The sequence below is a fragment of the Leptothoe sp. EHU-05/26/07-4 genome, from assembly GCF_043421015.1.
GTDB lineage: Bacteria > Cyanobacteriota > Cyanobacteriia > Phormidesmidales > Phormidesmidaceae > Leptothoe > Leptothoe turfae.
Window position 1 is genome coordinate 599,717 of sequence record NZ_JAXSQV010000004.1, and the last position, 26,425, is coordinate 626,141.

Below are 26,425 nucleotides of genomic sequence, written 5' to 3' on the forward strand. Positions count from 1 at the left end.
TTGAGGGCATATGTTCCCTTAAGTCCTAAGGTAGAAGGGTTTTGTAGATTTTCTACTCCGTAGGGCTGGCTGATATATATTCTCGACTTTCTTATAGTTAAGTAATTTTTCACGCTAAGGCTTACTCGTTATTGGTCTGGCTAGCGATGTATGACTATTGATATTCAAATTCTTATGACTCTGGGGGTAACTGCGGTTGCCCTACTGCTATTCATAGTGGAATGGTTGCCAGCAGACATCACAGCCCTTGGTGTGATGGTGGCTCTGATGGTTCTAGGCCTAGTGAGTCCCCAAGAAGGTATTGCTGGATTTAGTAACTCAGCCACCATCACGGTAATGGCCATGTTTATTCTGAGTGCCGGCATTGCTCGCACTGGAGCGCTACAGCAAGCCAGTAATTGGTTGATTCAGTGGGGGGGCAAAACCTGCCGCCGTCAGATTTTTGCATTGGGCCTCATTGTGGGTCCCATCTCTGGTCTGATCAACAATACAGCGGTTGTATCCGTGTTTTTGCCCATCATTGAAGACTTTTGCCAACAGCATCGTATTTCCCCATCAAAGCTGCTGATGCCCTTATCGTTTGCCACAATCCTGGGCGGTATGCTGACGGTTGTGGGTACATCGACTAGCGTATTGGCCAGTGGTTTGTCAGACCAGTTGGGTTACGGCGAATTTTCCCTGTTTCAATTTGTGGAATTGGGAGCAGTCATATTTGTGGTGGGGTTGCTGTATCTCACATTTATTGCTCCGTTTCTGTTGCCCAATCGCGATGTTTCTGGCAATAGCCTGAGCCAGGAATATGGCCTTAAAGAGTACGTGAGTGAGGTGGTTGTCACCCCCCGCTCCAGTCTGGTGGGACAGACACTACAGTCAAGTCAGCTACAGCGTCGGTTTGACCTAGATGTCCTGGAAATTATCCGTAACGACAACCATTTTCCTCAGCCCCTGGGGGATAAGTCCTTATGTGCGGGGGATATTTTGCTGGTGCGGGCTAGACAGCATGATTTGCTGAAAATCCGTGATGGCGAAGGTATCGAAATTTTGCCCGATGTGCAATTTGGACAAAAGTCCTGGCAGGCAGACTTGAGTTCAGGGCAAGAGGGCGTCGCCGAGGCGCTAGTCATTGCCAATTCCAATTTAGTCGGCTCCACTTTGAAGGAACTGCGGTTTCGTCAGCGCTACAATGTGACAGTTTTGGCGATTCGTCGAGGTCAAGATCTGGTGCGTGAGCGTATGGGCAAGGTGCGGCTGAAGTTTGGCGATTTGCTACTAGTGCAAGGGCCTAAGCAGAGCTTATTGGGTTTGCAAACCAGTCGCGACTTGCTAGTCCTAGAGCAGCGCGATCTGGAAAGTCTGCGATCTGATCGAGCTAACTTAGCCATGGGGATTGGTGTGGGTGTAGTTGCCGTTGCAGCATTTACACCCATTAATATTTTGGTCTCAGCCCTGGCAGGGGTGATGCTGATGATCCTGACCGGCTGTCTAAAACCTGGAGAACTATATCAGGCAGTACGGTGGGATGTAATTTTTCTACTGGCGTGTTTAATTCCTCTGGGAACCGCCATGGAAAGCTCTGGTGCAACAGCTTTGCTAGCCCAGCAACTTATTTCGATAGGCGGGAGTCTATCAGGTTATGGGTTACTAAGCGCGCTATATGTGCTGACAACGGTGCTCTCTAGCATTTTGTCGAACAGTGCAGCTGTTATTTTGCTTTTGCCAGTAGGGTTAAGGGTGGCTTCAGAGCTAGGCCTTAACGTGTTCACGGTGATGTTTGTGATCACCTTTGCTGCCTCCAACAGTTTTATGACTCCCATCGGCTATCAAACGAATACCATGGTGTATACGGCAGGAGGCTATCGCTTCTTGGATTTTGTTAGGGTGGGAGGACCTCTGAGTCTGTTGTTGGCTCTAGTGACACCACCGCTGGCAATTTGGCTCTACGGCATCTAGTAAACGAATGCGTTTACAATTTTGGGTGAGTAGTTTGTTATTTATACAGCTAAGAACCAAAAACGGATTAAGCTCTTATGGAGTCATCGTAGAGTCGCCAAAGCATGGAACGTTACTTAAGCTACCCCTTTATGAAGATTAGTAACGTATAATACGTTTGCATGAATATGGGTAGCGTTCAAATATAGTTTTTAGGAGTATCTTTATATGCAACATCGTGGTGTAACCGTTTGGTTTACTGGCTTGAGCGGCTCAGGCAAGACTACTATCAGTCAGGCTCTAGAGAAAAAATTACGGGCGGCTGGTGCCAAACTTGAAGTGCTAGATGGTGATATTGTTCGTACCAATCTCACTAAAGGTCTGGGCTTTAGCAAAGAAGATCGCGACGAAAATGTTCGCCGCATTGGTTTTGTATCTCACCTGCTAACTCGCAACGGTGTGATTGTGTTGGTCTCAGCAATTTCTCCTTACCGTGAAGTGCGCGATCAGGTCCGTCAGCGCATTGGCGATTTTGTAGAAGTGTATGCCAACACACCGGTTGAAGTGTGCGAACAGCGTGATGTAAAAGGCCTTTATAAAAAGGCTCGTTCTGGTGAAATTAAGAACTTTACCGGTATTAGCGACCCCTATGAAGAGCCACTAAACCCCGAGGTTAATTGTGAGACTGTTAACGAGACTCTAGAAGAGTCTGTAAATAAGGTGATGGCCAAGCTTGAAGAGCTTGGTTACTTATCTCCTGTAGCAGCTTAAAAATGTTCTTCGAATTGCTGTTTGAGTAAACAGCGAATTGTCTTCTTTGGGATAAAAAGGGATAAAGAGACATTATGTCTCTTTATCCCTTTTACTGTTTTTGTGTATTATTTTTGGCTCAGTTTTTCTAAAGCCCATTGGGCTCTTGCTTGTACCGCTGCTGTTTCGTCACGATGACTAAGCTGGCTAAGACATTGAGTGATTTGAGTGCTGTGGGTACTGTGGGTGAGCTCCATGGCTAAGGCCTCTAGCCCTACAACCGCTGCGTAACGTACCACCCATTCTTCGTCCCCAGTAACCTGCAACAATGTTGTTAGCGATCGCACCATCGCCACATTACGCTTATCCTCTTCTATGTCAGACCAACGAATGGTGCCTAGACCTCTCGCTGCAGCCCGTCTGACGCTGAGGGAAAAGTCATTGGCAGCGGCATCCAGTAATAGTTGTTGACCACGCGGATCGCCAATGCCCGCCAATGCCCGAATCGCCCAGGCCCTTGCGCCGTAGTTATAGTTATCCAATTTTTCCAACAGGTGTGAGACCGATGGAACACCAATTTGGACTAATCCTTCAACGGCGGCGACGGCGGCACCTGGATTATTAAAGCCTAATACTTGAATTAACGTGGGAATGGAGCGTTCATCCTTAAGGCTGGTTAGATCTTCAACGGCATCTAACAAGCCTTGGGCAGAATCCGCATCGTTAACCGCTTGTAAACAGCTATCAAAGGTTTTCAGTAGGGCGACCATTACAACAAGCTATCCATTAGTTCCATCACTTGACGGCTGTCGTCAGAAATGGGTGACGTGTCTTCCCCAGATTGTATTTCAAAACTAATTTGGTGCTCAAGTATGCCCCTGAGGGCAATCAGTTTCATGCTGTTTTCAGCTAGGGTGTTTGCGATTGCAGTTGCCCCGGCCAAATAACCGATAGCTCCTAAATCCATCAGTGCCGCTCGTCGTAGCTGTAGCTGATCATGACTGAGTACATCAACCAATCGCTCAGCATACTGGGCCTCTCCAGTAATTTGGTACATGGCTCTTGCAGCGGCGTTACGTACCTGAGGAACATCGTGAGTCAAAAAAGGAGCAATGGTGTTAGCTAACTTTTTATCGCCTAAGGTGCCCAAAGCTTCCAAAATAGAGTTATAGGGTTGTACCAAATGGGGTTTGTCAGGTGCCTGTACCGCTTTCTCGACACTACCATCCAGTAGCTCGACTAAAGGCGGGACCGCAACCGAGTCACCCAAACATTCTAGGGTCTGAGCCGCTTTTTCTCTCACGTAATAATCTTCGCAGCGAAGACTATGAATCACGGCAGGTACCACCCTGTCATCACCATATCCAATTTTTCCCAGTGCTGTGATTGCATTACGCCGTAAGGGATAACCACCATCTGGTGAGCGATTGGTTTTATCTTCTAATGCTAGAAGCAAAGCGTCTATGGCTACTGGTTGGCAAATACGCATTTTACCTAACCACCAGGCTGCGTAATAACGTAACCCAGAATCGGCAGTTTGGTTGATATTGATCAATGCCTGATCCAAGGTTAATGGCTTGCCGTCCGGATTGTGGGGAACGCCGATCACAAATGACCTCAAATTTGCAACATTCAAACATAACAAACCCAGAGATAGTGGCAAACGCTAATAAGCGCGATCGCAAATATCTCTGGGAATAATTGAATCTTAACCAGTGCGGCAACTTGCCACAGGCTAAAGATGCAACTAGCTTAGGGCATTGATAGCGTAATCGATGTAAGAGTTAGCTTCAGTAGCAGGATCACCATTCAAACCATGGCTAGCCTTGATATACTTCAGCGCCTCAATATACCAGCTAGGAGACAACTCGTAAGCACGGTTGATCTCATCTAGACCAGCTACCAAGTAATCATCCATAGGACCAGTACCGCCAACAATCAGGCAGTAAGTAACCATGCGTAAGTAGTAACCGACGTCACGCACACACTTTTCCTTACCACGCTGGTCAGAAGCATAGCTAGGACCAGGAGTGGAAGTGGTGTAAGGGAACTTAGTGTAAACGGCGTTTGCTGCACCGGAGCATAGGCTATCAGCCTTAGCAGTTAATGTTCTAGCAGCTTCCAGACCAGCAGTTGCCTGACGGAAACGACCAAATGCAGACTGTACTTCGGTGGAACTTAGGAAACGACCTTGCGAATCAGCAGCAGATACTGCTTCAGTCAGAGGGGTTTTCATTGCTTGAGATATCTCCCAAAGTTTCTAAATAGACGGACAGAAAAAGGAAGTTATTGATTAGAGAACTCTCTTGATCTGTCAAATACCAAACTCACTAAAGGCTGTCGAGCATTAAGCTCGCCAAAAACTACCTAGGGAGTTAGCTTAAGCAACAGCAGCAGCTGCGCGATCAAAGTAACCAGAAATCTCAGCCATTAGACTGGAGCAGTTACCAGGAGTAATGCCATTGGAATCATTAGCGATCGCAATAGCAGCTTCCTTCATCTTCTGAACGCCAACGGCAACCGAAGCACCGGGAGTGCCAAGAGCTAAATAAGTCTCGCGTAGACCGTTCAAGCAACGATCATCGAGAACGCTAGCGTCACCAGTGAACGTAGCATAGGTGACATAGCGCAAAATAATTTCCATGTCGCGCAAGCAAGCAGCGTTACGACGACTGGTGTAAGCGTTACCGCCAGGAGCGATCAGCGAGGGCTGTTCGGCAAATAGGGAACGAGCGGCATTGGTTACGATAGCGGACGCATTGCTGGTAATACGGTTAACCGCATCCATGCGCTTGTTGCTGTCAGCAACCATTGCAGATAAAGCGTCCAATTGAGCACTGCTGAGATATTCGCCTCTTGCATCAGCCTGGGAGACGACCTTAGCAAACGCATCAAACATAGATTGACTCTCCTAAATTTGATTCGTCGAAGTAAGTTTCCAAAAAAGTGGGGACGAGAACCCGTTAAGCAACTGCATCAAAAACAGTTTCATTATAGAGATAGGCGAATGCAGACAATCTGAAACGACTTTTACAGAAGTCATGAATCATCTCAGCAAACATCGCTCTCCTCAATCTGAAGATTAAAGCGAATAGGGACCGAATCTAACAAAGTTAAAGAAACTTCACCCTTGGCAACAGATGTTTGTTTGCCTTCTGCTTGTTTGCCCTCTGTAAAAAACAGCTACAAGCCTGTCTGCTAAAAGCTATCAGTCTATTTTATATACCGCGTCGGGGACACAATATATTACGAATTATAAGGGTTGTGGGGAGTTGATAACAGATGTAACACCTAAAAATATGCTAGATTTTTTGGCTGTCGTCAGAAATATTTTGCCAAGATAACTTGACCCCATGCATACATGGGGTTCGTATTCTGTCAATTAAAAACATTCAACCAAAAGATTAAGTGGTACGGAGTTGATCCGTCTCTTCCACTTACTTGTTAATTGCTTAGGCGCTGGCGCTTAAATAATCACCCCATTACCCCATCACTCATCCACCCATCTACAGCCCCAACCTGGGTCTTTATTTTTGGGCAATTCCCTGAGGTATCCTATGCGATTTCTTGTAAGGGCCTACGCAGTTTGTAAATAGCGTTCCAGGTCGAACAGAAATCCATGGATATATTCTTCAGTCCACTCAGCGCCGTAGTAGCGAGTTAACATGCCTCGGGCCGGGTCTTTCTCAGCACGATAGCGAATATAGTTAATTTGGGCGGTTTCAATGGCCTGAAGCCGTTCTGGGTCGGTTACGGGTTGCGCGGCTTCCACAAAGCCTATATAAGCGTCTAGATAGTCTTTAAAGGCGTTAAATACATGGGTGGTCACGTCTTCTAGTTCAGTGGGTCGGGTCCATAGAAACGCAGGGGAAAAGAAGGGTTGTGCTTCTGCTGGAAAATCACCGCCCCAAGGTAGCTTCTGCTGATAGCGCTCAAACATGGGCATAATCGGCTGGCTATAGCGAGCCTGATAATCTTTGCTATCGCGGAAGAGTGGTTGCATGTCAATGGCGATCAGGTGCCCGCCAGGTAATGTCACTAAATCTCCACCAAAAAAGGGCAGGTCGTATTCTAGCCGGGGGAAGATCACAAAGTTGAGGACTTGTAAACTGTCGCCTGCTTGAACATGGGCTGCCCGAATCTGTCGTAGTTTGGGAGAACAATAGCCGTGACTGGTGGTCAGTACAGTGACTTCGCGCTTGCCCTTGCCAGTGGTGGCTGTGTTGCTCTCAAAACCGGCGGGAATTGGGTAGGGAGAAAGCTCTAGGCGATCTTGGAGAGTGGCGATCGCATGGTCTAAAAACGGTTGATATAGAGTCATAGGAAAAAACAATTAAAGCACCTGCCATAGATTCCTTATCGTGTAAGGACGTCTCTAACAGGTGCCCTGAAATATCATCAGTTGGGTGGGGCTTATCTCACGAATAGGCTCAAACCTAATGAGCCTGCACAGCAAGGGGAACTGCGTCCTCAAACAGGAACTCATAGAGGAAGCGATCTGCCCACTCTGAACCAAAATAGCTGCTGAAGAGGCCATGGGCAGGATCTCGCTCAGCACTATATTGGTCATAATCAATCTGAGCTTTCTTCACCCGGGCAATCTCTTCATCCGTTGTTAACGGTTCAGCAGTTTCAAGAATTCTCCAGTAGAGATCTAGATAATCTTTAAATGCCGCTAAAACCCGTGTAGATACTGTTTCAGTGTCAGTTTTTGCAAACAATAAATACTTAGAGAAGTACTGATTGGCATCGTAAAACTTCATTTCCAGACCCTGGGCCAACTCAGCGTAGTTATCGCGCAACTCCTTGAGTGGCATCAGATACTTGGCTTCGTAAGCTTCATCCTGGAACAGGGGTTGAAAATCGAGAACAATTAAGTTCTTAACCTTACCAAAGGACAAAAAGTCAATCCCCAGTAGGGGCACATCGTAGCAATGATTAGGATAAAGGACACTATTAAATATTTGTGCGCCTTTACCAGCGTCGATATATGTGTAGCGAATTTTTCGTAATTCAGATGACTGATAACACCAGCTTTGAATCGATGCTGGATTCCGCCCTCGCTCGCTAATTTGGCACTCTAGTCCCTCTGGAATAGCCCGTGGCTGTAGTTCAAATCTCTCTTTTAAGGAGGCTTCTAAATGCTCTAGAAAAGGGCGGTACATGTGTCTTCGCCTTAATTTATAACGGTTACGACAGATACCTTCTGCCATTTGCAGCATAGGAGATATCTGAGGCCCATGTCTTGAATCTTAGAGACAAAGATACATTCCGTTACATCAGGCTGTGGGCAAGCGGGCGGCATTGGCTTGAACCATCGCTGCCAGGTCATCCTGGGTGACAAACCGTCGCTCTGAGCAGTAGGTCATCAGATTAATGCCGTTGGCGAGTCGGGCTGTGCTGACCCGCACGCGAAAGTCGTCGGAGAGAAACCAGCAGCGCTCTTGTCCCTGGTTTTTGTCATACTCGTTGTCAATGGTCAATACACCATCATCAGCAAATCCATAGCGTCCTACCACTGGCATATTTTCCACATAGCCGCGGTCCCTTAAAAGTTGGCCAGCGCGACCCTGGTCATTGTTGGGAATATCCACCAGGATGGCTGCATATTTAGAGTCATAGGTAAATTCTTTGGTATTAGACTGCCAGGAAAACTGAGCTCCCCCCGCTGCTTTCCCTGGATCCACCCCCTGGCTCTGACAAATTTCTACAATGCGCGGATCCTGCGCTTCGATGACATCCACGATCAGGTTAGACTCTCCTGATTCATCGGCCACCGAGTCAAAATGATGGACGGCCCGCTGAATAAACCAGATGCCTTCGCTTTTGCGAAAAAAATCCATCATGGTCATGGGAGATTGAAATGGCATGGGAGATTGTCCGTATTAAATAGGTTATTTGCTCAAGAATGTGTTCAAGGGCACTGTTACACTGACCTTAAAGAACACCTTTAAATCACTGCTTTCGTCGCTGATTCATCCCTGCGAGGCCCAGCGACGTTTCATCCTTTAGTTACAAAGTTTAGCTATCTATGAGCCATCCCGAAACTCTAAGTTTAGATGCGTCGTTGTTAGATCGTCTGGCAGTTCACCATGATTTGTCAGGAGCTGATCTCTCGGGTAAAGATCTGCGGGGCTTTGATTTATATCGAGTTAATTTATCAGCGACCAATCTGACCAATAGTTGTCTGCAAGGGGTGACCTTAATTGGTGCTAACCTCGCTGGCGCAAGTCTGAGCGGTGCCCAGCTACAACAGGCTGATTTGCGCGGTGTGGAGCTCACAGGGGCCGATTTAAGTGGAGCGGATTTGACAGGGGCCTTTGTTCATCGTTCTGACCTGCGTGGGGCTAACTTTAGCGGCGCAGTATTATCAGAGACTAAGCTCAACATTGCGCTCTATGATGATAAAACCCTTTGGCCAGAAGGATTTCGCTACAAAAGCTGTGGGGCTGTTGGCCCAGAAGCTGTCCTCAATGGTGCGTTTTTAAACACGGCCTATTTGCGGGGGGCCAATCTTCGCGGAGCAAAACTTTTAGGCGCTTACCTAAGTGGGGCCGATTTAACAGGCGCTATTTTGGATGATGCCAGCTTGAGTGGAGCAAATTTACAGAAGGCGTTTCTGACGGGGGCCAGTTTGCGAAATGCTCGAGTCAGCGGTACTGAGTTTCAGAAAGCGGATCTGCGGGCAGCAGACCTAACGGGTGTGGAGTTTGACATGGTGGGTAATATTGCCGGAGCCGATTTTACGATGGCTCAGGGGCTGACCCAAAATTCCAGAGGCCAGTTATTAGGCCGTTCGTCCGGTGAATTAGATGTATGGAATGGTCTGACCCGCAATTCGACGCGGCGGAGTTTAACGCTCGACGCTGAAGCAGAATAGACAGGTGGAATCATTTGGAGGGTGGACATTGCCCACCCTCCAAATGATTTACGCCCGTGTCTCTAAATATTGACCAATCATGATTTCCTGACCAGCTCTCGAAATGATGGTTTGGCGCGTACGGTGTTTGTCGCCGACTAGCTTAAGCTCTTCATCGAAGGCAGAACCACCGTACTCAGTGTGGAGCTGCATGGTGTTGAGATTGCGCATCTCATAGGTAGCTAACACAGGTTTTGTCGTAGCAAATCCGCGATCGCGATACAGGATATTGCCTTGCAGCCCAAAAACAGTAGAACCCGTGGCTTGTTTACGGCTGGGACTAATGTAGTTGCTTTCCCACGAAGATTTCACACCGCAAATGATCGGTGTGTCTAGGCCATGCATAGCTTCTAGAGCGACGAGTTCAGGGTGATTAGCCTCTAAAAACTCGATATTTAGGGCGCTCACGACTTCTTGAGCTTCACCATTCTTGAGTGTGTAGTAACGACGTTGGGAGGTCCATTGGCCAGCAGATTGCTCAAAGAAATTAGCCGCCAAGGCTTCCAAGTTTTCAATAGGGGTGGTGATCACAGGCAATGACATAGAATCTAGGACCTTAAAATTAAGCGATGCACTCGAAATCAAGCTATAGGTAAACAAGTTTATATTTATTTACATTAAAGGTAGCGAAAATCTAATCAAACAGCAATAAAGCACTTATTGAACGCGCCACGTCTCTCCCAGTGGACTCAACTAATCTTCCACTGAGAGAAAAGCTAACAGAGCTTAGCTCTGATGGCTGTAGCCATACCTACCGTTCTACGTCTGGCGGGGGCATTCGTAGGCTATGACTACAGTCTCATTGCCCAACTCTCCGTACAGAATTGTCTGTCCTTCAGGTGGCGTCACTGGCATCTATCAAGGTTCGTCCAGTGGGAATAGGCTGAGTGAGTGCCGCTTGTGCTTAGGGCACCAACCCTTCCAGGGCGGCGGCGACAACCTTATGTTGCTGATCCTGGCGCAGCTCTATCAACGCCTCTTTGGCTGCTGGCGCGTCGAAACGCTTAAGGGCATAGGCGACATGCATGCGTGTGTACCAGTTCTCTGCCGTTTTCAGGGGTAAGATTGCGGCTAGTGCTGCCTCTGCTTGGTGGGTATTTGCCAAGGTGCTCAAATGGTCAATGCCTGCGTTGATTACGGTCAGATCGCTGTCGATGATGGCCGCTAGACAAATGTCAAGCATATTTGTTGGGCTGTTGAGGTCGATCATGGCGGCTAGAATGCTACGCCGAATCAGCCAGTTGCTGTTGCCATGAAATGTCTTAACCAGATGGGGAATAGATGCGTCACCATACATTGCCAGGGAGTTAGAGGCTTCTGCCCGCACGTTAGCGTCTGGATCATTGTCAATCATTGCCAGTAGTGCCTCGAAGCCGGTGTCGCTACGTTTCCGCCCAAGGCCCATGGCTACGAATGAACGGACCAAGAACTCAGGATCGTCCTTTTTACTTAGCAGTAGCGGGCTGGCCGTATCAGCGTCATAATCTTTGAGAGCCACAATGCCCTTCAGGCGCTCCTGCGAATCGGGGTGTTCAAGGATGGCTTGAATATCGGAAAGTTCCATAGTTGATTGGGCCAATTGTCAGCAGCGGACCACTGATGAAGCGTTACATCTAGGATGATTTTACCTTGGTTGTAACAGTGTGTAACAATAATTAGAGAGTGTTAAAACAATCATGTCATCGTCCCTCAGTCCTCGGGTCAAAGAACTCATTTTTAAAGCACGAATTGTCAGTTTTAATGGCTGGCAAGACGAATTTGGAGAAGATGCGATCGCACAGCTCCAAACCGCCGATAACGAACGTGTCTACTTAGGCGATGCGTTACTAGACACAATGCCTGCTGGTCCCATTGCCCGTCACCTACGCGACCATGCCAGTGCGATTGTGGATTCTGCTCGGGCACAAGTCCTTGAAAAATTTCCTGGTATCACTGGGGCCGGTGGCAGATTATATCCAGCGATTCGTGCTGAAGCCTGTTGGCGAGATTTTTGGCATTTTTTACGCTGCATTACCTATGGCATCGCGGCCCAGCGACCTGACTATACCAATAGTACGGGACTGTCTTACATGGAGCAGCTTTACCAAGAGTTGCAGGTACCCCTCGATGCCATGGTATATGGCTTGCAGTCTCTAAAAACGGCCAGTAAAGACCAACTAGCAATGTTGGAGATAACGGCTAGCGATCGCCAGATTGACCCCTATTTTGATCACCTGATTCAGGCCCTGAGCCAGTTTCAATCTGCCACTTAGTTTTACGAACGCCATGTCATCTACCCATGAACCCTTGGTTAATGCCTGTATCCGTGGTGATGTGGCAACGATCAAAAGGCTTTTAGTGAAAGGTACTGATATTGAAGGTATCTGGCGGAGTTGCACAGGATTAATGTGGGCGGCAGCTGAAGGACATCTATCTATTGTTGAGCTGTTGCTGGACGTGGGAGCCAATGTCAACGCTCGCAACGAAGTTAACTACACGGCCATTCTGTATGCAGCTGAAGCCGATCAGCGAGATATTGTGCTCACATTGCTTGACCATGGGGCACAAACCGATGCCAGTGTCTGCAATCGCTATCAAGAAACCATCCTGCTGCTCATGGCTCGTCAAGGTCATGCCGATATTGTGGAGCGATTGGCCCAGATCGGGGATGATGTGCACCACACCAACAAGATTGGCGACACGGCATTATATCTGGCCGCTAGTAATGGTCATGCCCCTACTGTGGCGAGTTTAATCCGGTTGGGTGCAGCTGTGAATACTGCCAATGTAGGGGGGTGGACACCTTTGATGATGGCTGCCGCCCGAGGTGACATTGACATTATTGAAATACTTCTGGCAGAAGGTGCTGATGTGACGTCCCAAAACCGTTGGGGAGGTACGGCTCTCAGTGAAGCTCAGCAGTCATTTCGTTCAAGCCAGGCCGTTGCTATGCTGCGTAAAGCAGGGGCTGAATAGTGCATTACTGAGGGGATAAATGTAGAAATGTAAACTTTTAAGATCTGAGTTGCTAGAAGCCTTGAAATCTCGTTTGTGAAAATCCCCTGGTCTAATGCTTAATGTATACTTTTGTGTCTTTCGGGTTGCTAGTTAAGTCAAACTGATGGGTCATATCAAGGATATAGTCATGGAGGTTGAAGTGTATATATAGGAGGGGTTTCTGTTCCTTGTTTGGTGGCTGTGATGGGCGGTTTTATATCCCCTATCCCAGTCTGTATGCTGAGTTTATAATTCTTGATGATTAGAGGCTGCTTTTATATACGAAGATGGGTTCTAGTGAGTGTTTATGCCTGGTTTCAGTATGACTTGTCAGAACTTTCTAAAACTAGCTGGTTAGAGGCTAGTCAGCAGTTCTAACAATTTACATAGAAGGTTCAGCAATGCTTAGAGGTTATTGTTACCCCTGAGTTTCTTAACATTCCGAGATAAAATTATTTAGACCATTGTTGTCGTCTAGGAGATAGCATTAATGGCTTTTGGACCAGCTTCACGATTGGGCGTGAGCCTTTTCGACGAGACCCCTCCAGTCGAGTGGGTTCCTGGCCTTGATAGTGAGGGCCTCGAGTCTATTATCAAAGCCGTCTATAGACAGGTTTTAGGTAATGCCTACGTAATGGAGAGCGAGCGCCTTGCGGTGCCTGAATCTCAGTTTAAGCGTGGTGAGTTAACCGTTCGAGACTTTGTGCGGGCGGTGGCTAAGTCTGATATGTACCGTGCCCGTTTCTTTGAAAGCTGCCCCCGTTATCGCAGCATTGAGCTCAACTTCCGTCATTTGCTGGGGCGAGCTCCCAATAGTTTTGAAGAGATGAAAGCCCATAGTGCCGTTCTGGATACAGAGGGGTTTGGGGCTGATATCGATTCCTATATCGATAGCGACGAGTATCAGAATGTCTTTGGTCAGGATTTTGTGCCTTATATCCGTGGCTATAAGACCGAAGCTAGTAATATGGTTGGCTTTACCCATACTTTTGAGTTAGTGCGTGGTGCTTCCAGCAGTTCCTTGAAGGGTAGTGTTAGTGGTAAGAAGCCTCGCCTGAATGGGTTGGTCATCAACGCTATTCCGGGACCTGTTTTGTCGCCAATGTCTGCTGGTGGCACATTCCAGGCTCCCCCCGATTCTTCTCGCACTCGCCATGGTGTAGGAGCCAGTGCCAATGGCAAGATTTATCGCGTTGAGGTGACTAGCTACCGGTCTAACGCATTTAACCGTGTGTCTAAATTCCGTCGCTCCAACAAGGTGTACATGGTTCCCTTTGATAAGCTGTCCGATGAATACAAGCGTATTCATAAGCAAGGCGGTGTGATTGCTAGTATCACCCTTGTTTCCTAAGTATTCATTGCAAAACTGACTAGGGCCATTAATGCTCTAGTCAGTTTGTAGTAAATAGTGTTGAGACTTTTTTAATAATCACCAGTAGGAGATCTCCAATGGCAACGTTTGAGTTGTGGGCTAATAGCAGCAGCGAAGAAAAGCAGGCTGTTATTAATTCTGTTTATCGCCATGTTTTGGGTAACCCCCATGTTATGGAAAGTGAGCGTTTGGTGACTGCTGAATCTCAGCTATGTGATGGCAGCATTTCCGTGCGCGATTTTGTTCGTGCTGTTGGTAAGTCTGATTTTTATCGCAGCCGTTACTTTGAGAAGTGTGCTCCATACCGTTTTGTGGAGTTAAACTTCATGCATTTCTTGGGTCGTGCCCCTGAAAGCCAGGCTGAGCTTTCTGAGCACATTCGCCGCTGTGTAGAAGAAGGGTATGACGCTGAGATCGATTCCTATATCGACAGCGATGAGTATCAATCTCGTTTTGGCGAGAATGTGGTGCCCTTCTATAATGCTAATTTGACTCAGGTGGGTCAATCTCAGGTTAGCTACAACCGTATCTTTGCAATTGACCGCGGTCCTGCTCAGGTCAGCAGCTCTGTTAAGTCTGCCCAGCTAGTTGCTCAGGTGGCTGGTACTGAGAAGGGTAATAAGGTTAAGCGCGCTGCAACTAACTTGAACTCTGGCACAACTAAGCGCTTCAAGATTAAGACAACAGCAGCTAAGTTTGATTCTCCTCGTCGCGTCAGCATGAATGAGTACATTGTTTCTGCCGATAAGATGACACCTCAGATTCAGCGTATTCACCGCACTGGTGCCAAGATTGTGAGCATTACTGAGATTGTTTAATCTCTTTTGATGTGACTTGTTAGGGCCATCTTGTTTAACAAGGTGGCCTTTTTAGTTGGCTTTGTTGTCTTTAAAGTTGTGAAATATAGATATTTGGATTGCAGACTGAATGTTTGCGATTTCATTGTTTTATCTATCCATAATTTGTCATTTCTGCGAGATTTGTTGCGATATGCTGGATTATTTTGCGATCGCATAGCGTCATATTTGCTGGAAAATTGTTATGTTTATTACTTTTTGTGCAAAATACGTTGCCAAAAACATTAAGAAAAACAAAGTTGTTCTCATTTGACCCTCAAAATCCGATATCTGTCTAAATAGGGCACTGTTATCGAACATCGGTCTTAGTGGTTATAGGGCTATTTAAAGGTTCAGTTCAGATTGGTTGCTTCATCCATGATGAATAGCTGCCTCAGACCCTAATGCTTGATGATTTGAAGATTTAGTTAGCCCGCTATCCGTTATCTGATGAGCACTGATCGCTACATCAGCTCTAGCGGTATGCCCTTTAGCAAACTCAAATTTATATTTCGGAGGATTGTTCCATGGCACTTTGGGTGACCAATGCTGTGCCCGTTGAACTTCGCTCTAATGCAACCGAAGATGACCTGCAAACGGTTATCCGTGCTGTATACAAGCAAGTTTTAGGCAACCAGCATGTGATGGAGACTCAGCGTTTAACTAGTGCTGAGTCCCTGCTGCGTGATGGCGATATCACAGTTAGAGGATTCGTCCGGGCAGTAGCCCAGTCTGAGCTATACCGCGCCCTCTTTTTTGAGAGCTCTTCGGCTTACCGTTTTATCGAACTAAATTTCAAGCATTTGCTCGGTCGTGCTCCTCAGGAGCAATCAGAAATTGCTAATCATGTGGCTCTTTATAATGAGCGTGGTTATGTAGCTGAGATAAATTCTTACATCGACAGTGATGAGTACACTGCTCATTTTGGCGAAAACCGTGTCCCCTTTGTACGCGGTAGCCAGACTCAGCTCGGTGTTAAGAATGTTGGCTTTAACCGTACATTTGCCCTTGTACGCGGCGATGCAACTAGCGATAGAAGTAACCAAGCCAAGCTGATTAGTGATATCGGTGGTAACTTGGCGACTAAGATTTCTGCACCCCAAGCTGGTACGGGCCGTAGCAGTACAGGTAAGCGGTTCCGCATCACAGCGACGACTTCAACCGCTACGGCTGCGCTGGGTCGCCTTAGCAAGCAGGAATACGTTGTTTCCTTTAACCAGATGTCCCAACGTATTCAGACCATTCTGAAGACGGGTGGCAAGATTCTGAGCGTCACCGAAACCAACTAGGTTTAGATGTTGCATGCACCAGCAGAGAGACTATTCTCTGCTGGTGTTGTGTTGTGAAAAGTACCGTAACGTTAGGGTTACGGATTGATTAATCATCACTATTGTTTAGGAGAAACGGTTATGTCACTGTGGATCAACGACGCAGCTGTTGAACTGCGTTCCAATGCGACTGAAGACGACCTACAGGTTGTTATTCGTGCGGTTTATAAGCAGGTTTTGGGTAATGCTCATGTGTTAGATAGTCAGCGCCTCACCAGTGCTGAGTCAATGCTAAAAAACGGCGAAATCACTGTGCGTGGTTTTGTTCGTGCTGTAGCTACATCTGACATTTATAAGGATCGCTTTTTTAACAATTCATCTCCTTACCGCTTTATTGAGCTGAACTTTAAGCATCTACTAGGTCGTGCCCCCCAGGATCAAACAGAAATCTCCGCCCACGTGCAGACCTACAATGCAGAGGGGTATGAAGCTGAGATCGATTCTTACCTTGGTAGTGACGAGTATCTCGCTGCATTTGGCGAGAATGTTGTGCCCTATGCCTGCGGTGCTAATACTCAAACCGGTGTCAAGAATGTAGCGTTCAATCGTCTGTTTACTTTAGATCGTGGTTATGCAGCCAATGACACAGGCAAGTCAGCTAAACTCATTAGTGATGTTGCCGGTAATTTAGGCACTAAAATTAAGTCGCCTGCTACTGGTTCAGGAGCCTATAGCAATACTGGCAAGCGTTTCCGCATTGTGGCATCCAAGGCTAATTTTGGCTCTCGGGTAACTAAGAGTAACTACAGTGTAGAAGTTGGTTTTAGTCAGCTTTCTAACCGTATCCAGAATATGCAGCGCTCTGGTGCCAAGATCGTCAGTATCTCAGAGGTATAAGCGAATTCTCCTCTGATCATGGTTGGTTCAAGGTTGGCTTGAGCACTTAACCATTGGAGAGGAGATGTACCTAATGGGTATGTGTTAGAAAATTGGTTTTATTGCGAGGTAATGACCTATGGCAGGAATGACAACAACTGGTTGTGTTGGTGTGAGTGACTATGACTCCCGTGCAGTCACCATTGATGTGGCAAGTGTTGCTCGTCAGTCTGTTGCAAAATCTAGCAACTACCAGATCAAGGTTCCCTTTAGCCAGATGTCCCAAACAATGCGTAATATTGCTGAGCTTGGTGGCAAGGTTGTGGGAGTATCTGTGACCGGTGCTTAAGTTGGTTCTGATAGTTCAGATATCTAAATAACAGCTGATGATTGCTATTTCTTTTATTGCTGTGGCAATAGGGCGATAGCAAGGTTAGTCATTAAAGCCTTCAGGAATCGGTGGTGATGTAATGTACCTGCCATCCTGGAGGCTTTGGTGTAGGTACTGAATGTTTGCCAGCAAACGTTCAGGTCAGGCAAGACATCTTGGGGTGGTTACCTGAAGAGATAAAATTATAAGCTGGTTCAAAAAATGTTTTACCTCAATGGATATTGAAACCTTTGTCGAACGCTCACTAGGGGAATGGCGATCGCAACGCAGTGCCCATCATTTAGCATTTGGTCATTTTGAAGAAGTCCGTTCCACCATCAATATTGAAGCGCTAACGGTTGATGATCCGGGGGTGTTAGACCTGTGTCAACGCTATGAGATTGCTACTGATGCGATAGTGAGTCCCTTCAAAATGCGTTGGGAAGGAGAATCGGACTGGGACGAAGAGCAGGTGATCGAGGGCTCTACCATTTTGGTGCCTGTGCCTGATAGTGCGACTACAGGTAAATTATTGCGGGAGCAAGGATATGCGGAAACCATGGAATCAGCTGGCTCTTACTGTCTGACTGATGACGGTACGTTTATTTTGACAACGGCCTATGATCGGGCAGCGGCTGAAGAAAAGATTTGGTTTGCTACTCCCAATTTACGATTCCGAGTTTCGCTCATTAAAACCAGTAGTGGTAAGGGGGTGACCACTGCTAGTTTCTCTTCAGAGGTCAGACGCGGAGTTAAGAGCTAGGTATATGGCGTTTTAGCTTAAAACGTTCCGATATAGAGACATGCCAATATAGAGGCGTTCCATGGAACGCCTCTATCGGTTTTAATTGTCTAGACAAGCCTGTCCAATGATTTTTAGGCTTGAGTCATCGAATATTGATAATCTGTAGGGCGATGCTGTTGTAAATCTGGCGCTTTTGCCTGTTGCTTGCTTACACTAAAGCAGGTGCTAATTTGATTATGTGCGATCGCAACACCAGCCTTAAAACAGTGTTGTTCTAATATTCAAAAAACAACGTTAAAACCTTAACATTTTATTAAGAAATGATGCTTTCTGGCAATGCTAGTGTTTCTTACTCTCAGAACTTTATAACTCTTGCCCGTTGGATGTCTGGGGACTTTAGCAATCAGCATCAAGCGTTTGAAGATCCCACAAAATTTGCCCATATTCGCATCTTTTTTCGGCCATTACCCTATGATTTTTTTTCGGGGATAGGTTTATATTCTGAACAAACTCAGGACTACGACCTTTGGAGTCCCTATCGTCAAGGTGTTCATCGCCTGGTAGATAAGGGGGATCATATTTACATTGAAAATTATGGTCTTAAGGATCGGTTTCTGTACGCTGGGGCAGGCCATAACTTAGATATTCTGAAAACCATTACTCCTGACTGTATTGAACGGCGAGAAGGTTGTTCGATGGTCTTTAAGCGAGAAAAGGATACCTTTATTGGCGGCGTAGAACCTGGGAAAGCTTGCATTATTCCTAAAGCAGGCAAACTGACCTATCTCACTAGCCATGTGGAAATTACCGAAAACACATGGATGAGCATCGATCAAGGGATTGATGTCGAAACAGATGAATATGTATGGGGTTCAACGGAGGGAATTTTGCAGTTCCGTAAACGCGCCAGTTTTGATAATGAGTTACCTTTCTGAAGAACGTGAAACGACCCTTGATATAGACCCTGAAACGCTTCGGATTTCCATGCTGCCTCCCCAAGCACAAAAGAAAATGAAATCGTGGATCCGTAGTCGACACTTGATTCGCTCGGGTAACTTCTTCATCTTTGAAACTGTTGAATACTCAACGGTCGATAAATTTCAGGAATGCTTAAAATCCCTAGGTGGGACGCTAATCTGTGTAGATCCTGTCAAAAAAATCTGGATTGGTCAGCATCGCCGGGTGGTTTTGTATAGAGCTAAAGCGAGTTTGCACACTCCCCACCATGATTTGCAGCAATATTGGATCAAATACGGCAGCTTTCACACACGATTTGATGAACGTGCGTAGGGTGGATAATGCCCACCATCCGGAGCTTGACAGGCTCATCACACCACTACAAAAAGTCGGAAAATTAGAAAACTGTGTCTCTTGTAACGGAATGTTGCTTTGTTTTTACTAAATGAGACAGGGGTAACCACAATTTCCTATTGTTCTGATGGTGAGAAACGCAAACGAAACGAGTTTGGTTTCACCAACAAAAAGTTTTTAACAAAACAAGGAGAGCTCAATGCTTGACGCTTTTTCTAGAGCGGTAGTATCCGCTGATGCCAGCACTGCACCCGTAGGTGATCTATCTGCTCTTAAGGCATTTGTTGCAAGCGGCAACCGTCGTCTAGATGCAGTAAACGCCATTGCATCCAACGCAAGCTGCATGGTTTCTGATGCCATTGCTGGAATGATCTGTGAGAACCAAGGTCTTATCCAAGCTGGTGGTAACTGCTACCCCAACCGTCGTATGGCTGCTTGCCTACGTGATGGCGAGATCGTTCTTCGCTATGTAACTTACGCGCTACTAGCTGGTGATGCATCCGTTCTAGATGATCGTTGCTTGAACGGTCTAAAAGAGACTTACGCTGCTCTAGGCGTACCTGCAACATCCACTGTACGCGCTGTACAGATCATGAAGGCACAGGCCGCTGCTCACATCAAAGATGAGCCTAGCGAAGCTCGCGCTGGTGCACGTCTACGTAAGATGGGCTCTATTGTAACTGACGATCGTTGCGCTTCCTTGGTTGCTGAAGCTGGCAGCTACTTTGATCGCGTTATCTCTGCTCTAGGTTAGTCTCATTAGACACCTAAGCGAGATTGCTCTGACTCAATCACGATCAATTTAACTACTGGAGAAATACCAAAAATGAAATCTGTTGTTACCACTGTGATCGCTGCAGCTGATGCAGCTGGTCGTTTTCCTTCCACTTCCGACCTAGAGTCCGTACAAGGTAGTCTTCAGCGTGCAGCCGCACGTTTAGAAGCTGCTGAGAAGCTAGCAGGCAACTTGGATAACGTAGCTAAAGAAGCTTACGATGCATGCATCTCCAAGTATCCCTACTTGAACAATGCGGGTGAAGCAAACTCCACCGATACGTTCAAAGCTAAGTGTCTTCGTGACGTTAAGCACTACATGCGTCTGATCAGCTACAGCCTAGTCGTGGGTGGTACTGGTCCTCTTGATGAGTGGGGTATTGCAGGTCAGCGTGAAGTTTACCGTGCGCTTAACCTACCCACTGCACCTTACGTAGCGGCTCTAAGCTTTGCCCGTAACCGTGGTTGCGCTCCTCGCGACATGTCTGCTCAGGCTCTAACTGAGTACAACGCTCTGGTTGACTATGTAATCAACTCCCTTTCTTAAGGGACTCTTTCCTAAGGGACTCTTTCCTAAGGGACTCTTTCCTAAGGGACCCTTTCCTAAGGGACCCTTTCCTAAGGGACCCTTTCCTAGTCATCTGACTACGATTAAGAGCTTGACTACATTGAGTTAGTCAAAACCTGGAGATTCTTTGGAGTCTCCAGGTTTGTTGTCGTTTGTTGGCTTCGACTGCGCTCAGCCAACAAGATTTATAAAACGATTGCACAATGCTTCGTTTTTCTGGCCATTTTTCCCTGAGCGGAGTCGAAGGGAATGTTCACGATTTTTGTCGCTCAACCGTCCTATGGATAAGCGTTTTGCCAATATTTTTGGTTTAACAGAAGAACAATGTATTGCGCTGCTAGATACGCCTCCCGAGCAGTCTGATGATGAAAGTGAGCGCTACATTGCCGCATCTCAATTGGCAAACTATCCATCGGATGCCTCGATTGACGCCCTGATTCGTGCTGTGAATAACACGTACGATTCATTGGACAATCGCATTACTCGACGTAAGTCGGCGGAGACCCTGGGAAAGTTAAAGGCGATCCGTGGTTTAGAGGTCATTCGTACCTGTTTGGCAGATGAAGATCGCTACACCGTAGAATCTGCTGTATGGGCGATTGGTGAAATTGGTACCGAGAATGCCGAGATTTTGGAAGAAATTGCGCATCTGCTAGAAAAACCGGACCAGACCTATCGGGTGATTATCCATACCCTGGTGAAATTGAACTATGCAGCTGCAGTGGATCGGGTGCGGCCCTTTATGGATGCTGAGGATGAGCCCACAGCCAGTGCTGCGATCGCGACCGTCTGTCGGTTTACCCGAGACTTTAGCCAGATTAATCGGGTCGTTGCGTTTCTCCAAAGTGATAGTGTAAATGCCCGTCGGGCCTGTCTCGAAGATTTAATCAATGCTCAGTATTATCCGGCACTTCCTGCCATTGCCCGCTGTCCGATTTCGCTAATGTTCCGACTACGGGCAGTGCGGGCCCTGGCAGAAAGTGGTATGGCGAGTGGTGAGGTGAACCTGGACGAGGTTTTGCCAGTAATTGAGCAAATCCTATGGGATCATCCCAACGATTTAGAACTGGTCCATGAATACGATCAGCCTCCATCCCTAGAGTTTTTGGTGCAAGAGCTATATCAGACAGATTTTGGTCGCACCTACCTTGCCATTCAAACCTTTATTGAGCAGCAAGCGGGTGCTGCTCCGGCTGCACTGTTTGATACCTACGAAGCCGAAGCCCATAATGATTATGGGGCACATTATCACGTGATGAAACTAATGGGGTGGCTCAAACATGAGCCTGCCTATGATTTATTGTTAGAGGCCCTTGATAATACCTCGCCTCAATTTATGAAATCACGGACGGCAGCGGCCTTGTCCCTGGGAGAACTTGGGAATCCACAGGCGATTGCCCCATTGCAGGCCAGTGCCCACAGTAAAATTTGGATGTTGCAATATGCATCGTTAATGGCCCTGGAGAAATTAGGCGATTACAGTCAACATCAATTATTGGTAGACGCCAATGACTGGGCAGTAAGGGCCAAAGCCAATCGTTCAGGGAAGATGGCTGAAGTTTAATTGATGGCCCAATGTCTGTAAACGTTGGGCAATACCCACCCCCCTGAGGCTTACAATTCTCCTGTTTTTAGTAAATTCTTTTTTGTTTAATAGCCCATGGATTCCTTTTTTGAACAGCTAAAGCATCCCAATCCCCATATCCGTGAGCGGGCCATGGTGGATATCATTGACAATCGCGATGATGCGACAATTCCTCGACTGATGGCGGCTCTGGATGCTGAAGACACTACTTATCGTCGTGCAGCGGTAAAAACCCTGGGTGCGGTGGGTGCTGATGCTGTTCCTGCGATCGTTGAAGCTTTGGGTAACAGCGAGAATGTCACTGTGCGTGGCAGCTGTGCTAAGGCATTGGCACAGGTCGCCCTCAATTTTCCCAATGAACCATTCCCAGAGCTGGGTTTAGAAGGTCTTAAAAAATCTCTTAACGATCCAAATCCCGTGGTGCATATTGCATCTGCCATGGCCTTAGGAGAAATTGGCGATGCGGCTTTAGATATTTTGCTAGAGACATTACAAACCACTGAAAATCTGGCTCTCTCAGTATCTATTGTGAATGCCCTAGCTTCCGTAGGAGGAGACAAGGTTGCTGAGGTACTTCAAAAGCTATCTGAGGACGAATCAGTGGATGGCTACGTTAAAGAAACTGCCATCAGTGCCATATCACGCCTGGAAATGGTGCAAAACTTCTCTCGTCGCTCACAGTCAGAGAGTTAAGGTTCAAGCTGATCGAGTACATATCGTGTGTCTCTAAGAACAGTACGCCATTGGTAGGGCGGTGTCCTCAGTAAGGATGTCCAATGGCGTGCTTTTTTAGCGTTCTCAATTAAAGTTTTGATTTGATGAGTGTAGTGAAAGCCACCTATTTTTTCTAATTGAAAAACCTCATCAAGGGCTTGGCGATAGTTTTTCATATCGAATATCGCAGAGTCCTGAGTTTTTAACTAAGGGCATAAGTGTCCTATGCCTTCAGAATTATATCTGAGCTACCAGGGTGAACTAATGTGATGCAGTTTGCATAGCTTGCAATAGTAATAATCTGGTGCTGTTGAGACTGCAATTGTTGAGCAATGTCTACAGATGGGCAATGAATCACCAAACCATTGCTATGGGTATCCCATTTAAGCTCACAGCTTTGAATCTCTAAAATTTCAGCCTTAAGGCTGTGGAGCAGTTGATTAATGGCCTTAAATTTTTGAAGCCATTCTGAGTTACTTAGGTCATTTTCCAGCTGTGTTCGTAGTGGATTTTGATCGTCAATCCCAGTCATCATTATTAGCAGCGGTTGACTTTTTCTGGATTTGGCTAATAGCCAAATTAAAGATGGGTTTCAAACTATGATCGGTTTCCTTGGCCATGGCTGTTTGCAAGGCTTCGATAGTATTGGCTTGGCCGATTTTCATAATTGCCAAAACCGCTGATTTACGGGTTTCCGGGCTGGCATGATTTAATAGCGGCAACAAAGTAGGGATAGCTGGTTGATAGGCCAGATTACCTAAAACAGCTGCTGCTTCGCAGCGGACAACTTCGGCTTTGTCACCCAGGGCATTGATCAAAATATCGAAGTTGTCGGGGCTACCTTCTTCTTGGGCAACTTTTGCGATCGCACCCACCACGGCAGCTCGCACTGCTTCTGACTCAGAATTCAAGGTTTGCAAGAGCAAATCCTTAGCCTCAGACCCCATAAAAGCCAGTGCCCAAGCCGCATGCCCCTTAATGGTTTCAGGATGGCTAGGATCTTCCAAAATCTTCAGTAATTCTGGAGCAGCAGGACGCCCGGTTCTAGCCAAAGCACCCACCGAGGAGCCCTGCACCACCGTATCACTATCGTTGAGAAACGAATTGACCAACGTAGGAATGGCGGTGGGGTCCGCAATTAATGTCAAGGTTTTAGCACAGGCACGACGAACAACCTCATTGGGATGGTTTGCCAGGGCATTAACCAATACAGGTGTAGCTGGCTCACCAATTTGTCCCAGGGTTTCAGCAATACGTAGCCGCATCATGCCTCGTTTATCTGAGAAACTCTCTACCAGCTGCCGGAGGGTATCCTGGTCTGACTCATCAAATGAGAGCAAATCAATTTGCTCATTCACACGTTGGACAAGCTGGTCAGTTGCTGCCTGACGTGCTGTTTCACTAGTTAAATCAGTACTCATATTTGCCATTACTGCGGGTGACTATCCAAAAACCAATCAAAATAAGCACCAGGCTAGTCTGGTGAATGAGATCAACCAAGTTGTCAAGATCATCAACCTACTCGGTTACTTCTGGCTGTAGAGCGGCTAGTTGTGCATTCAGCTGTGTCAGAGCTGCATCAATTTTGGCTAGCTCAGGCTCCAACCGTGCCATGGTTTCCTTCTTGGACATTTTGGCTTTCTTGGCGGCGTCTAGGGTCTCAGTCATTAAGCGCTCACGATACTTTTCAAACTCAATTATTAATTCAGTAATTTCTTCAATGCTAGCCTGAGGAGCAGCAGTATCAGTCGAGCTAGTCATGGCAGTGTTTCTTCAAAATTAGGTGTTCTAAAAAACCGCGTCCAAGTTGAAACCCTTAGCGTCCCCTAAGGCAAAACTATAGTTCTGGACGTGGACAAGGTTTGTATTTATCTATTCTTACGGCTGATTTGCCGTTTGTCATTAGTTTGTCTGCTTCAATATCAGGTAAATGAGTTTTATGTAACGGAATGTTGCTTTGTTCTTAATATCAAAGACTTAAAGAACAGCGATTGATTATTGTTGTTTTGTCGTCAACCGAACTGCTGTGGCGGTTGACTGAAGAACTTACAAAATATGTTGTTGAAGTAAGGAGAGCTCAATGCTTGACGCTTTTTCTAGAGCGGTAGTATCCGCTGATGCTAGCACTGCACCCGTAGGTGATCTATCTGCCCTTAAGGCATTTGTTGCAAGCGGCAACCGTCGTCTAGACGCAGTAAACGCCATTGCATCCAACGCAAGCTGCATGGTTTCTGATGCCATTGCTGGAATGATCTGTGAGAACCAAGGTCTTATCCAAGCTGGTGGTAACTGCTACCCCAACCGTCGTATGGCTGCTTGCCTACGTGACGGCGAGATCGTTCTTCGCTATGTAACTTACGCGCTACTAGCTGGTGATGCCTCCGTTCTAGATGATCGTTGCTTGAATGGTCTAAAAGAGACTTACGCTGCTCTAGGCGTACCTGCAACATCCACTGTACGCGCTGTACAGATCATGAAGGCACAGGCCGCTGCTCACATCAAAGATGAGCCTAGCGAAGCTCGCGCTGGTGCACGTCTGCGTAAGATGGGCTCTATTGTAACTGACGATCGTTGCGCTTCCTTGGTTGCTGAAGCTGGCAGCTACTTTGATCGCGTTATCTCTGCTCTAGGTTAGTCTCATTAGGCACCTAAGCGAGATTGCTCTGACTCAATCACGATCAATTTAACTACTGGAGAAATACCAAAAATGAAATCTGTTGTTACCACTGTGATCGCTGCAGCTGATGCAGCTGGTCGTTTTCCTTCCTCTTCCGACCTAGAGTCCGTACAAGGTAGTCTTCAGCGTGCAGCAGCGCGTCTTGAAGCTGCTGAGAAGCTAGCGGGCAACTTGGATAACGTAGCTAAAGAAGCTTATGATGCATGCATCTCCAAGTATCCCTACTTGAACAATGCGGGTGAAGCAAACTCCACCGATACATTCAAAGCTAAGTGTCTTCGTGACGTTAAGCACTACATGCGTCTGATCAGCTACAGCCTAGTCGTGGGTGGTACTGGTCCTCTTGATGAGTGGGGTATTGCAGGTCAGCGTGAAGTTTACCGTGCGCTTAACCTACCCACTGCACCTTACGTAGCGGCTCTAAGCTTTGCCCGTAACCGTGGTTGCGCTCCTCGCGACATGTCTGCTCAGGCTCTAACTGAGTACAACGCTCTGGTTGACTATGTAATCAACTCCCTTTCTTAAGGGACTCTTTCCTAAGGGACTCTTTCCTGGTCATTACTGACTTAACCTAGTCATTTGACTGTGATTGAGAGATTAGTTGAATAGCTTACTCTGGGAGGTCTTGATGGCCTCCCAGAGTTGTTTTTATATAGATAGGATTAGGATTGCATTTGACGAACCTATTTGGTCGGCAAACTTGATGGCATCTTGTCTGTGCGGATGATGAAAATACCTGCGAGCCCAGTTATGAT

Annotated in this window: 32 protein-coding genes; 19 read left to right on the forward strand and 13 right to left on the reverse strand. The window is 46.8% G+C overall.

Translation table 11 applies throughout. The annotated features are described in order from the left end of the window. Positions 1 to 150 precede the first annotated feature (150 nt). Both U2F10_RS15645 and cysC read left to right on the forward strand, forming a co-directional pair. Positions 151 to 1,950, forward strand: a complete 1,800-nt coding sequence (locus tag U2F10_RS15645) for an SLC13 family permease (RefSeq protein WP_163670381.1) — start codon at positions 151 to 153, stop codon at positions 1,948 to 1,950. 207 nt (positions 1,951 to 2,157) lie between these two features. Further along, on the forward strand, positions 2,158 to 2,700 hold the full coding sequence (gene cysC, locus U2F10_RS15650) for an adenylyl-sulfate kinase (RefSeq protein WP_006515466.1): 543 nt from the start codon (positions 2,158 to 2,160) through the stop codon (positions 2,698 to 2,700). 107 nt (positions 2,701 to 2,807) lie between these two features. On the opposite strand, the gene cpcF is transcribed toward cysC, so the two are convergent. The 7 genes from cpcF to U2F10_RS15685 all read right to left on the reverse strand — a co-directional run bounded on the left by cpcF (position 2,808) and on the right by U2F10_RS15685 (position 8,549). Then, the gene (gene cpcF, locus U2F10_RS15655; RefSeq protein ID WP_163702033.1) at positions 2,808 to 3,449 is read right to left on the reverse strand and encodes a C-phycocyanin alpha-cysteine-84 phycocyanobilin lyase subunit CpcF; all 642 of its coding nucleotides are present in this window, start codon (positions 3,447 to 3,449) and stop codon (positions 2,808 to 2,810) included. Then, entirely contained in the window at positions 3,449 to 4,288 is an 840-nt protein-coding gene (cpcE, locus tag U2F10_RS15660; RefSeq protein WP_499872666.1) for a C-phycocyanin alpha-cysteine-84 phycocyanobilin lyase subunit CpcE, read from the reverse strand. The genes cpcF and cpcE overlap by 1 nt, the downstream gene beginning before the upstream one ends. A gap of 138 nt (positions 4,289 to 4,426) precedes the next feature. Continuing rightward, entirely contained in the window at positions 4,427 to 4,915 is a 489-nt protein-coding gene (cpcA, locus tag U2F10_RS15665; RefSeq protein WP_490794770.1) for a C-phycocyanin subunit alpha, read from the reverse strand. 144 nt (positions 4,916 to 5,059) lie between these two features. Beyond that, positions 5,060 to 5,578, reverse strand: a complete 519-nt coding sequence (cpcB, locus tag U2F10_RS15670) for a C-phycocyanin subunit beta (RefSeq protein ID WP_490794771.1) — start codon at positions 5,576 to 5,578, stop codon at positions 5,060 to 5,062. A 678-nt stretch (positions 5,579 to 6,256) separates the two neighbouring features. Next, positions 6,257 to 7,000, reverse strand: a complete 744-nt coding sequence (locus tag U2F10_RS15675) for a phycoerythrobilin:ferredoxin oxidoreductase (protein WP_499872668.1) — start codon at positions 6,998 to 7,000, stop codon at positions 6,257 to 6,259. A 115-nt stretch (positions 7,001 to 7,115) separates the two neighbouring features. Continuing rightward, complete coding sequence (locus U2F10_RS15680) at positions 7,116 to 7,844, reverse strand: 15,16-dihydrobiliverdin:ferredoxin oxidoreductase (RefSeq protein ID WP_490794773.1); 729 nt, start codon at positions 7,842 to 7,844, stop codon at positions 7,116 to 7,118. A gap of 114 nt (positions 7,845 to 7,958) precedes the next feature. Further along, positions 7,959 to 8,549, reverse strand: a complete 591-nt coding sequence (locus U2F10_RS15685) for a phycobiliprotein lyase (RefSeq protein WP_006515459.1) — start codon at positions 8,547 to 8,549, stop codon at positions 7,959 to 7,961. A 161-nt stretch (positions 8,550 to 8,710) separates the two neighbouring features. On the opposite strand from U2F10_RS15685, the gene U2F10_RS15690 reads away from it, so the two are divergent. Next, positions 8,711 to 9,559 carry a pentapeptide repeat-containing protein gene (locus tag U2F10_RS15690; RefSeq protein WP_499872670.1) on the forward strand — a complete coding sequence of 283 codons (849 nt, stop codon included), beginning with the start codon at positions 8,711 to 8,713 and terminating at the stop codon, positions 9,557 to 9,559. Between the two features lie 48 nt (positions 9,560 to 9,607). Here the strand turns inward: U2F10_RS15690 and U2F10_RS15695 are convergent, their stop codons facing one another. Then, entirely contained in the window at positions 9,608 to 10,141 is a 534-nt protein-coding gene (locus tag U2F10_RS15695; RefSeq protein ID WP_499872672.1) for a phycobiliprotein lyase, read from the reverse strand. Between the two features lie 361 nt (positions 10,142 to 10,502). After that, positions 10,503 to 11,162 carry a HEAT repeat domain-containing protein gene (locus U2F10_RS15700; protein WP_163670399.1) on the reverse strand — a complete coding sequence of 220 codons (660 nt, stop codon included), beginning with the start codon at positions 11,160 to 11,162 and terminating at the stop codon, positions 10,503 to 10,505. Positions 11,163 to 11,274: 112 nt separating this feature from the next. Between U2F10_RS15700 and U2F10_RS15705 the strand changes: the two genes are divergently transcribed. The 14 genes from U2F10_RS15705 to U2F10_RS15770 all read left to right on the forward strand — a co-directional run bounded on the left by U2F10_RS15705 (position 11,275) and on the right by U2F10_RS15770 (position 22,972). After that, positions 11,275 to 11,850: a bilin-binding protein gene (locus U2F10_RS15705; protein ID WP_499872674.1), complete on the forward strand. Its 576-nt coding sequence runs from the start codon at positions 11,275 to 11,277 to the stop codon at positions 11,848 to 11,850. Positions 11,851 to 11,863: 13 nt separating this feature from the next. Continuing rightward, the gene (locus U2F10_RS15710; protein ID WP_490795597.1) at positions 11,864 to 12,553 is read left to right on the forward strand and encodes an ankyrin repeat domain-containing protein; all 690 of its coding nucleotides are present in this window, start codon (positions 11,864 to 11,866) and stop codon (positions 12,551 to 12,553) included. Between the two features lie 511 nt (positions 12,554 to 13,064). Next, a complete protein-coding gene (locus U2F10_RS15715; protein WP_499872675.1) occupies positions 13,065 to 13,925 on the forward strand; it encodes a phycobilisome rod-core linker polypeptide in 861 nt (286 codons plus the stop codon). Positions 13,926 to 14,023: 98 nt separating this feature from the next. Next, positions 14,024 to 14,764: a phycobilisome rod-core linker polypeptide gene (locus U2F10_RS15720; protein ID WP_006515452.1), complete on the forward strand. Its 741-nt coding sequence runs from the start codon at positions 14,024 to 14,026 to the stop codon at positions 14,762 to 14,764. Between the two features lie 545 nt (positions 14,765 to 15,309). After that, entirely contained in the window at positions 15,310 to 16,071 is a 762-nt protein-coding gene (locus U2F10_RS15725; protein ID WP_499872677.1) for a phycobilisome rod-core linker polypeptide, read from the forward strand. A 120-nt stretch (positions 16,072 to 16,191) separates the two neighbouring features. Next, complete coding sequence (locus U2F10_RS15730; protein WP_499872679.1) at positions 16,192 to 16,947, forward strand: phycobilisome rod-core linker polypeptide; 756 nt, start codon at positions 16,192 to 16,194, stop codon at positions 16,945 to 16,947. Between the two features lie 118 nt (positions 16,948 to 17,065). Further along, the gene (locus U2F10_RS15735; RefSeq protein ID WP_499872681.1) at positions 17,066 to 17,275 is read left to right on the forward strand and encodes a rod-capping linker protein CpcD domain-containing protein; all 210 of its coding nucleotides are present in this window, start codon (positions 17,066 to 17,068) and stop codon (positions 17,273 to 17,275) included. A 256-nt stretch (positions 17,276 to 17,531) separates the two neighbouring features. Next, on the forward strand, positions 17,532 to 18,059 hold the full coding sequence (locus U2F10_RS15740; protein WP_006515448.1) for a phycobiliprotein lyase: 528 nt from the start codon (positions 17,532 to 17,534) through the stop codon (positions 18,057 to 18,059). Positions 18,060 to 18,364: 305 nt separating this feature from the next. After that, entirely contained in the window at positions 18,365 to 18,976 is a 612-nt protein-coding gene (locus tag U2F10_RS15745) for a chromophore lyase CpcT/CpeT (protein ID WP_499872994.1), read from the forward strand. A gap of 49 nt (positions 18,977 to 19,025) precedes the next feature. Continuing rightward, complete coding sequence (locus U2F10_RS15750) at positions 19,026 to 19,331, forward strand: hypothetical protein (protein WP_036020344.1); 306 nt, start codon at positions 19,026 to 19,028, stop codon at positions 19,329 to 19,331. Positions 19,332 to 19,551: 220 nt separating this feature from the next. Continuing rightward, positions 19,552 to 20,106, forward strand: a complete 555-nt coding sequence (gene cpeB, locus U2F10_RS15755) for a phycoerythrin subunit beta (RefSeq protein WP_006515438.1) — start codon at positions 19,552 to 19,554, stop codon at positions 20,104 to 20,106. 72 nt (positions 20,107 to 20,178) lie between these two features. Beyond that, positions 20,179 to 20,673, forward strand: coding sequence for a C-phycoerythrin subunit alpha (gene cpeA / locus U2F10_RS15760; protein ID WP_023072362.1), 495 nt, complete (start codon positions 20,179 to 20,181; stop codon positions 20,671 to 20,673). Positions 20,674 to 20,974: 301 nt separating this feature from the next. Beyond that, the gene (gene cpeY, locus U2F10_RS15765; RefSeq protein ID WP_499872684.1) at positions 20,975 to 22,258 is read left to right on the forward strand and encodes a C-phycoerythrin alpha-cysteine-82 phycoerythrobilin lyase CpeY; all 1,284 of its coding nucleotides are present in this window, start codon (positions 20,975 to 20,977) and stop codon (positions 22,256 to 22,258) included. A gap of 96 nt (positions 22,259 to 22,354) precedes the next feature. After that, positions 22,355 to 22,972 (forward strand): HEAT repeat domain-containing protein, encoded by a 618-nt coding sequence (locus U2F10_RS15770; protein WP_006515443.1) that lies wholly within the window; start codon positions 22,355 to 22,357, stop codon positions 22,970 to 22,972. On the opposite strand, the gene U2F10_RS15775 is transcribed toward U2F10_RS15770, so the two are convergent. The 4 genes from U2F10_RS15775 to U2F10_RS15790 all read right to left on the reverse strand — a co-directional run bounded on the left by U2F10_RS15775 (position 22,969) and on the right by U2F10_RS15790 (position 24,754). Next, entirely contained in the window at positions 22,969 to 23,169 is a 201-nt protein-coding gene (locus U2F10_RS15775; RefSeq protein ID WP_006515442.1) for a hypothetical protein, read from the reverse strand. The two genes, U2F10_RS15770 and U2F10_RS15775, sit on opposite strands and share 4 nt — an antisense overlap. 47 nt (positions 23,170 to 23,216) lie before the next feature. Continuing rightward, positions 23,217 to 23,528, reverse strand: coding sequence for a hypothetical protein (locus tag U2F10_RS15780; RefSeq protein ID WP_499872686.1), 312 nt, complete (start codon positions 23,526 to 23,528; stop codon positions 23,217 to 23,219). After that, on the reverse strand, positions 23,512 to 24,423 hold the full coding sequence (locus U2F10_RS15785; protein ID WP_499872688.1) for a HEAT repeat domain-containing protein: 912 nt from the start codon (positions 24,421 to 24,423) through the stop codon (positions 23,512 to 23,514). Before U2F10_RS15785 ends, U2F10_RS15780 begins: the two co-directional genes overlap by 17 nt. A gap of 88 nt (positions 24,424 to 24,511) precedes the next feature. Further along, positions 24,512 to 24,754: a DUF8630 family protein gene (locus U2F10_RS15790; RefSeq protein ID WP_006515439.1), complete on the reverse strand. Its 243-nt coding sequence runs from the start codon at positions 24,752 to 24,754 to the stop codon at positions 24,512 to 24,514. 319 nt (positions 24,755 to 25,073) lie between these two features. Here U2F10_RS15790 and cpeB (U2F10_RS15795) point away from each other — a divergent pair, with 319 nt between their 5' ends. Continuing rightward, the gene (gene cpeB, locus U2F10_RS15795) at positions 25,074 to 25,628 is read left to right on the forward strand and encodes a phycoerythrin subunit beta (RefSeq protein ID WP_006515438.1); all 555 of its coding nucleotides are present in this window, start codon (positions 25,074 to 25,076) and stop codon (positions 25,626 to 25,628) included. 72 nt (positions 25,629 to 25,700) lie between these two features. Continuing rightward, positions 25,701 to 26,195, forward strand: a complete 495-nt coding sequence (cpeA, locus tag U2F10_RS15800) for a C-phycoerythrin subunit alpha (RefSeq protein WP_499872689.1) — start codon at positions 25,701 to 25,703, stop codon at positions 26,193 to 26,195. Positions 26,196 to 26,425: the final 230 nt, after the last annotated feature.

Coding starts and splice junctions, on each gene's coding strand:
- U2F10_RS15645 (WP_163670381.1), top strand. CDS start 151: ATGACTATTGATATTCAAATTCTTATGACTCTGGGGGTAACTGCGGTT.
- cysC (WP_006515466.1), top strand. CDS start 2,158: ATGCAACATCGTGGTGTAACCGTTTGGTTTACTGGCTTGAGCGGCTCA.
- cpcF (WP_163702033.1), bottom strand. CDS start 3,449: ATGGTCGCCCTACTGAAAACCTTTGATAGCTGTTTACAAGCGGTTAAC.
- cpcA (WP_490794770.1), bottom strand. CDS start 4,915: ATGAAAACCCCTCTGACTGAAGCAGTATCTGCTGCTGATTCGCAAGGT.
- cpcB (WP_490794771.1), bottom strand. CDS start 5,578: ATGTTTGATGCGTTTGCTAAGGTCGTCTCCCAGGCTGATGCAAGAGGC.
- U2F10_RS15675 (WP_499872668.1), bottom strand. CDS start 7,000: ATGACTCTATATCAACCGTTTTTAGACCATGCGATCGCCACTCTCCAA.
- U2F10_RS15680 (WP_490794773.1), bottom strand. CDS start 7,844: ATGTACCGCCCTTTTCTAGAGCATTTAGAAGCCTCCTTAAAAGAGAGA.
- U2F10_RS15685 (WP_006515459.1), bottom strand. CDS start 8,549: ATGCCATTTCAATCTCCCATGACCATGATGGATTTTTTTCGCAAAAGC.
- U2F10_RS15690 (WP_499872670.1), top strand. CDS start 8,711: ATGAGCCATCCCGAAACTCTAAGTTTAGATGCGTCGTTGTTAGATCGT.
- U2F10_RS15695 (WP_499872672.1), bottom strand. CDS start 10,141: ATGTCATTGCCTGTGATCACCACCCCTATTGAAAACTTGGAAGCCTTG.
- U2F10_RS15700 (WP_163670399.1), bottom strand. CDS start 11,162: ATGGAACTTTCCGATATTCAAGCCATCCTTGAACACCCCGATTCGCAG.
- U2F10_RS15705 (WP_499872674.1), top strand. CDS start 11,275: ATGTCATCGTCCCTCAGTCCTCGGGTCAAAGAACTCATTTTTAAAGCA.
- U2F10_RS15710 (WP_490795597.1), top strand. CDS start 11,864: ATGTCATCTACCCATGAACCCTTGGTTAATGCCTGTATCCGTGGTGAT.
- U2F10_RS15715 (WP_499872675.1), top strand. CDS start 13,065: ATGGCTTTTGGACCAGCTTCACGATTGGGCGTGAGCCTTTTCGACGAG.
- U2F10_RS15720 (WP_006515452.1), top strand. CDS start 14,024: ATGGCAACGTTTGAGTTGTGGGCTAATAGCAGCAGCGAAGAAAAGCAG.
- U2F10_RS15725 (WP_499872677.1), top strand. CDS start 15,310: ATGGCACTTTGGGTGACCAATGCTGTGCCCGTTGAACTTCGCTCTAAT.
- U2F10_RS15730 (WP_499872679.1), top strand. CDS start 16,192: ATGTCACTGTGGATCAACGACGCAGCTGTTGAACTGCGTTCCAATGCG.
- U2F10_RS15735 (WP_499872681.1), top strand. CDS start 17,066: ATGGCAGGAATGACAACAACTGGTTGTGTTGGTGTGAGTGACTATGAC.
- U2F10_RS15740 (WP_006515448.1), top strand. CDS start 17,532: ATGGATATTGAAACCTTTGTCGAACGCTCACTAGGGGAATGGCGATCG.
- U2F10_RS15745 (WP_499872994.1), top strand. CDS start 18,365: ATGCTTTCTGGCAATGCTAGTGTTTCTTACTCTCAGAACTTTATAACT.
- U2F10_RS15750 (WP_036020344.1), top strand. CDS start 19,026: ATGCTGCCTCCCCAAGCACAAAAGAAAATGAAATCGTGGATCCGTAGT.
- cpeB (WP_006515438.1), top strand. CDS start 19,552: ATGCTTGACGCTTTTTCTAGAGCGGTAGTATCCGCTGATGCCAGCACT.
- cpeA (WP_023072362.1), top strand. CDS start 20,179: ATGAAATCTGTTGTTACCACTGTGATCGCTGCAGCTGATGCAGCTGGT.
- cpeY (WP_499872684.1), top strand. CDS start 20,975: ATGGATAAGCGTTTTGCCAATATTTTTGGTTTAACAGAAGAACAATGT.
- U2F10_RS15770 (WP_006515443.1), top strand. CDS start 22,355: ATGGATTCCTTTTTTGAACAGCTAAAGCATCCCAATCCCCATATCCGT.
- U2F10_RS15775 (WP_006515442.1), bottom strand. CDS start 23,169: ATGAAAAACTATCGCCAAGCCCTTGATGAGGTTTTTCAATTAGAAAAA.
- U2F10_RS15780 (WP_499872686.1), bottom strand. CDS start 23,528: ATGATGACTGGGATTGACGATCAAAATCCACTACGAACACAGCTGGAA.
- U2F10_RS15785 (WP_499872688.1), bottom strand. CDS start 24,423: ATGGCAAATATGAGTACTGATTTAACTAGTGAAACAGCACGTCAGGCA.
- U2F10_RS15790 (WP_006515439.1), bottom strand. CDS start 24,754: ATGACTAGCTCGACTGATACTGCTGCTCCTCAGGCTAGCATTGAAGAA.
- cpeB (WP_006515438.1), top strand. CDS start 25,074: ATGCTTGACGCTTTTTCTAGAGCGGTAGTATCCGCTGATGCTAGCACT.
- cpeA (WP_499872689.1), top strand. CDS start 25,701: ATGAAATCTGTTGTTACCACTGTGATCGCTGCAGCTGATGCAGCTGGT.